The 5,926-nt window shown below is 58.3% G+C and carries 5 protein-coding genes; 4 read left to right on the top strand and 1 reads right to left on the bottom strand.

The annotated features are described in order from the left end of the window. The 3 genes from ACEQU8_RS13440 to ACEQU8_RS13430 all read left to right on the top strand — a co-directional run. Positions 1–633, top strand: a 633-nt coding sequence (locus ACEQU8_RS13440) for a pirin family protein (protein ID WP_370264281.1), incomplete at its 5' end; no start/stop codon positions are given. 48 nt (positions 634–681) lie between these two features. Next, positions 682–1,581: a recombination-associated protein RdgC gene (locus tag ACEQU8_RS13435; RefSeq protein ID WP_370264280.1), complete on the top strand. Its 900-nt coding sequence runs from the start codon at positions 682–684 to the stop codon at positions 1,579–1,581. Positions 1,582–1,627: 46 nt separating this feature from the next. Then, entirely contained in the window at positions 1,628–2,776 is a 1,149-nt protein-coding gene (locus ACEQU8_RS13430; RefSeq protein WP_370264278.1) for an acyl-CoA desaturase, read from the top strand. Positions 2,777–2,781: 5 nt separating this feature from the next. Here ACEQU8_RS13430 and ACEQU8_RS13425 read toward each other — a convergent pair whose 3' ends face one another. Further along, positions 2,782–4,449, bottom strand: coding sequence for a GMC family oxidoreductase (locus ACEQU8_RS13425; RefSeq protein WP_370264277.1), 1,668 nt, complete (start codon positions 4,447–4,449; stop codon positions 2,782–2,784). 217 nt (positions 4,450–4,666) lie between these two features. Here ACEQU8_RS13425 and ACEQU8_RS13420 point away from each other — a divergent pair. Beyond that, positions 4,667–5,926 (top strand): malate synthase G (locus tag ACEQU8_RS13420; protein ID WP_370264276.1); only part of this gene is annotated, 1,260 nt, incomplete at its 3' end.

Genomic DNA, 5,926 nt, shown 5'->3' with positions numbered 1-5,926 from the left:
CAATTGATCACACCGGGCGCAGTGAACTGGATGACCGCTGGGCGAGGCATTGCGCATTCTGAACGCACCCGACCCGAGGTGAAAGCCGCCGCACACCGGGCGCACGGCTTGCAAAGCTGGGTGGCCCTGCCCCGGGAATATGAAGAAACAGCGCCTGCGTTTTTCCACCATGGCAGTGCAGACCTGCCAGAATTTTCCGTGGATGGCATGCAGCTAAAACTGATTTGTGGCAAGGCCTGGGGCGAAGAAGCGGCGGTGCAGGTGTTTAGCCCCATTTTTTATGTGGATGCCCAAATGCCCGCGGGCAGCACACTGCGCTTACCCAGCGAATACACCGACCGCGCAGCCCATGTGGGCATGGGCGACATTCAAGTGGGGAACACGGTGATCAAGCCCACGCAAATGGCGGTGTTCAATGCGGGGGAGTCAATTGAAATTCGCGCGCTCACCGACGCGCGCGTGATGCTTTTGGGCGGTGAACCCTTGAGCGAGCCGCGTTTTATTTGGTGGAATTTTGTGTCCTCATCCAAAGACCGCATTGTGCAGGCCCAAGAGGATTGGAAGAACGGCAAGTTCGGTCTCATTCCGGGGGACGACAAGGAGTTCATTCCCCTGCCCGACAAGCCGCTGTGATTTTTTGCGTTACACTGCCTGCCCCAAAATTGGAATTGAACGCGAGCCATGTGGTTTAAAAATTTATTTGTGTACCAACTCAAGCAGTGGAACGAAACCGCCGAATCTTTGGAAGAAAAGCTGGCTGCCAACGCCTTGCAGCCCTGTGGCGGGGGCGACCTTCAAACCCGGGGTTGGGTAGAGCCCAAGGCCGAAGGCGCGGGTTTTGTGCACCACACCGAAGGGCAACTGCTGATTGCCCTTGGCCTGGAAAAAAAGTTGCTGCCCGGTACGGTGGTGACCCAGTTTGCCAAAGCGCGCGCTGCCGAAATTGAAGAGCGCGAGGGCTACAAACCTGGCCGCAAGCAAATGAAAGAAATTAAAGAACAGGTGACCGACGAACTGCTGCCGCGCGCCTTTGCCATTCGCAGTCGTATTCATGCCTGGGTAAACACCGCCGACGGCTGGCTGGTGGTGGACGCTGGCAGCCCGGCCAAAGCCGACGAACTGGTGGGCGCCCTGATTAAACACGTGCCCGGCGTACAGCCTGTGCCCTTCAAAACGCAGTTGTCGCCCATGGTGGCCATGACCACCTGGCTGGCCGAGCAAGACTGCCCACCCCCCTTCACCATAGACCAAGACTGCGAGCTGAAAGGCCGCGGGGACCAGGCCGCCACCGTGCGCTATGTAAAGCACGCACTGGAAGCCGCAGAGGTGAGCAAGCACATTGAAGGTGGCAAAGACGTCACCAAGCTGGCCTTGACCTGGGCGGATCGTGTCTCGTTTGTACTACAGGAAAACCTGCAAATAAAACGCTTGGCCGCGCTTGATGTGCTGAAGGAGCAAGCCGACAGCGACCCGGACGCCGATGCCTTCGACACTGACTTCGCCCTGATGACCGGGGAGCTTCGCAAGCTGGTTCCGGCACTCATCAAAGCATTGGGTGGTCCGCTAAAAAATCCAGTATGATGCCTTGGCTTGCCCAAACGGGCTTTAACCATAAAAACCATCTGCCATGACCACCCACAACAACACCGCCCCCGTGCATTGGCCTGCGGCCATTACCTTGTATGGCACCAGCCTGGCTGCGCTTGTGCTGCTGCCCACCTACGCCTGGTTTAACGATTTCAGCGCGGCGGCCTGGGGTTCGTTTGTGGTGTTGGCGGTGCTGTGTGGTTTGTCGATCACGGCGGGCTACCACCGCCTGTGGGCGCACCGCACTTACGAGGCCCATTGGGTGGTGCGTTTTGTGCTGATGGTGTTTGGCACCATGACCGTACAAAACAGCATTTTGGTGTGGGCCTCGGGCCACCGCACCCACCACCGCCATGTGGACGATGTGGACCACGACCCCTACTCGGCCAAGCGCGGGTTTTGGTTTTCGCACATGGGCTGGATGCTGCGCCAATACCCCTCTGGCCGGGACGACTTTAGCAATGCGCCCGACCTGCTCAAAGACCCCATGGTGATGTTTCAGCACAAGCACTACACAGCATTGGCATTGGGCCTAAATTTTACGCTGCCTTTTATTTTGGGCTACTTGCTGGGCGACGTGTGGGGCGTGGTGCTGCTGGGCGGCCTGGCGCGCCTGGTGTGGTGCCACCAAACCACGTTTTTTATCAACTCGCTGGCCCACATTTGGGGCCGCCGCCCCTACACCGACGAGAACACCGCCCGCGACAACGACCTGCTGGCCGTGTTCACCTACGGCGAGGGTTACCACAACTACCACCACCTGTTCCAGTACGACTACCGCAACGGCATAAAGTGGTACCACATCGACCCCACCAAGTGGCTCATTGCGGGCTTGAGTGTTGTGGGGCTGACCAAAAACCTGAAGCGCTGCGACAAATTTGCCATTGAAAAGGCGCGCATTGCCATGCAATTCAAACGCGCGGAAGCCAAGCTGCAAACCCAACCACTAACCATGCAAGCGCAAGTGGAAGCCTTTAAAGCCAGGCTGGCGCAAGAGTACGAGCATTACTCCAAGGCCTTGCAAGACTGGGCCAAACTCAAAGAAGCCTGGTACCGCGAAACCCGCGAGGCCCTGGCCAATGGCGAGGTCATGGCCCAATACAAAGCCAAATTTAAAAACCTGGAGGCCGACATGCGCCTGCAGCGCAAGCGCTTGCAGGCCTTGGTCAAGCGACCCGCGCTGGCCTGACGCAGTTAAGCCCTGGCCCGCTGATTGGCGTCTGCCAACACCCAGCGGGCTGCCTTCTCGGCAATCATCAAGGTGGGGCTGTTGGTGTTGCCACTGGTGATGGTGGGCATCACGCTGGCGTCCACCACCCGCAAGCCTTCCACGCCAATCATTTTCAAATGCGAATCCACCACCGCCATGGGGTCGGTGGCTTTGCCCATTTTGGCGGTGCCCACCGGGTGAAAAATGGTGGTGGCAATGTCGCCAGCCAAGGTGACCAATTCTTCATCGGTTTGGTATTGCACGCCCGGTTTGTATTCCTCGGGTTGATACGGCGCCAAGGCAGGCTGGCTCACAATGTGGCGGGTCACCCGCAGGGAATCGGCGGCCACACGGCGGTCTTCTTCCGTGCTGAGGTAATTGGGGGCAATGGCCGGCGCGTCTTCAAAGTTTGGGCTTTGAATGTGCACCGTGCCGCGGCTGCTGGGGTTGAGGTTGCACACACTGGCGGTGAAAGCATTGAAGTTGTGCAGGGGTTGGCCAAATGCAGGCAGGCTGAGGGGCTGCACATGGTATTGAATGTTGGCATATGGCAGCGCGGGGTTGCTTTTGGTGAATGCCCCCAGTTGCGACGGGGCCATGCTCATGGGGCCACTGCGCTTGAACATGTATTCCAGGCCAATGCGGGCCTTGCCCCATAGGCTATTGGCCAATGTGTTGAGGGTTTTAACGCCTTGCACCTTGTACACCGAGCGTATTTGCAGGTGGTCTTGCAGGTTGGCACCCACGCCGGGCTTGTCCAGCACCACGTTGACGCCATGGCGGGCCAACACCTGCGCAGGGCCAATGCCCGACAACTGCAAAATATGCGGTGTACCAATGGCCCCAGCGCACAGCACCACCTCGCGCAGGGCCTGCACCTGCACCACTTCGCCTTGCCTTACCACCGTGGCCCCAGTGCAGCGCAGGCCCGTGCTTGAATCGCTGGCCAGGGTTAATTGTTTGACTTGTGCGTGGGTCCACAGGCTAAGGTTGGGCCGCTTGCCAAGCACGGGGTGCAAAAACGCTTTGGCCGTGTTCCAGCGCCAACCGCTTTTTTGATTCACTTCAAAATACCCCACACCAAAGTTATCGCCGCGATTGAAATCGGCGCTGGCCGGGATGCCCGCCTGTTGGGCGGCTTGTGAGAAAGCCTCCAGAATGTCCCATTTCAGGCGCTGCTTTTCCACACGCCACTCGCCCCGGTTGCCGTGGAAGCGGTTCAACTCGGGGTCGCCCTCCTCGGCATACGGGTTGTCGTAACGGTGGTTACTTTCGTGGGCAATGAAGTCTTTGAGGCAGCTTTGCCAGCTCCAGGCCTCGTCGCCTGTAAGCTGCGCCCACTGTGCATAGTCGCGGGCTTGGCCGCGCATGTAGATCATGCCGTTGATGCTGGAGCAGCCGCCCAGAGTTTTGCCACGCGGGTAGATCAGGCTTCGCCCGTTCAAGCCCGCATCGGGCTGGGTTTTAAACCGCCAGTCGGTGCGTGGGTTGTCGATGCAATACAGGTAACCCACGGGAATGTGTATCCAGGGGTAGTTGTCTTTGCCGCCAGCTTCCAGCAGCAACACGGTGTACCGCCCGCTGGCGCTTAAACGGTTGGCCATGAGCGCCCCTGCGGTGCCTGCGCCCACCACAATGTAATCAAACTGCATGGTGAATTGCCCCAATCGGTGTTGGTGTTGGTTTTGCCTTGCACTATGCGCACTTTGGGCAAAGGATTTGATTGGGGTTTTCCAGAGTTTTACTTTTTTGGCAAAGCTGAAATGACCCACACAGCGGACCACTTGGCCAGAATGGCCACAAGAAATGCGTCTTCTTCCTTTACAATCATCCGTTTACAGAACAACGACAACCTTGAGGTATTCAACCATGACAGAACGCACCACAGTGCATGGCCTAAAAGTGGCCACATCGCTCTACAACTTTGTGAACGAACAGGTGTTGCCCGGCGTGGGCGTTAGCCACGACTCGTTCTGGAAAGGCTTTGACGCCATCGTGCACGAACTGGCCCCCAAGAATGTTGCCCTGCTGGCAGAGCGCGATCGCATTCAACTGGAAATGGACGCCTGGCACAAGGCCAACCCCGGCCCCATCAAAGACATGGCCGCCTACCAAGAGTTCTTGAAAAAAATTGGCTACCTGGTGGAAGCGCCCGCCAATGTAAAGGCCACCACCGCCAACGTGGACGACGAGCTGGCCACCCAGGCAGGCCCCCAGCTGGTGGTGCCCATCCTGAATGCACGCTACGCCCTGAATGCCGCCAACGCACGTTGGGGCAGCCTGTACGACGCGCTGTATGGCACGGATGTGATTTCTGAAGAAGGTGGTGCTGACCGCGCTGGCGGTTACAACCCTGTGCGCGGCGCCAAAGTGATTGAATTTGCCCGCAAGTTTTTGGACGAATCGTTCCCGCTGGAAGGCGGCAGCCACAAAGAGGCAGCCGGCTACAGCGTAGAAGGCGGCACGCTGAAAGTAAAGCAAGCCAACGGCAACACCGTGGGCCTGAAGAACCCAGCGCAACTGGTGGGCTTCCAGGGCGATGCGTCGGCCCCCTCTTCTGTGCTGCTGGTGAACAACGGCATCCATGCCGACATCATCATTAACCGCAACACCCCCATTGGCGGAAGTGACGCGGCTGGCGTGGCCGACGTGGTGCTGGAAGCGGCCCTGTCCACCATTTTGGACCTGGAAGACTCTGTGGCAGCGGTGGATGCTGAAGACAAAATTGTGGCCTACAGCAACTGGCTGGGCATTTTGAAAGGCACGCTGACTGAGTCGGTCACCAAAGGCGGAAAAACCTTTACCCGTGGCTTGAATGGCGACCGCAAATACACAGCAGCCAATGGCCAGCCCCTGACCATGCATGGCCGCTCGCTGCTGTTCCTTCGCAATGTGGGCCACCTGATGACCAACCCTGCCATTTTGTACGACGGCGACAAAGAAATTCCCGAAGGCATCATGGATGCGGTGATTACCACCACCATCGCCCTGTACGACCTGCAAGGCAAAGGCGCCAACGGCATCCGCAACAGCCGCAAGGGTTCGGTGTACATCGTGAAACCCAAAATGCACGGCCCCAAAGAAGTGGCCTTTGCCGCCGAGCTGTTTACCCATGTAGAAAAACTGCTG

This window comes from Limnobacter sp. (assembly GCF_964228395.1).
GTDB lineage: Bacteria > Pseudomonadota > Gammaproteobacteria > Burkholderiales > Burkholderiaceae_B > Limnobacter.
The sequence above is the reverse complement of the archived record's forward strand: the minus strand, read 5'-3'. Positions and strand labels throughout refer to the sequence as shown.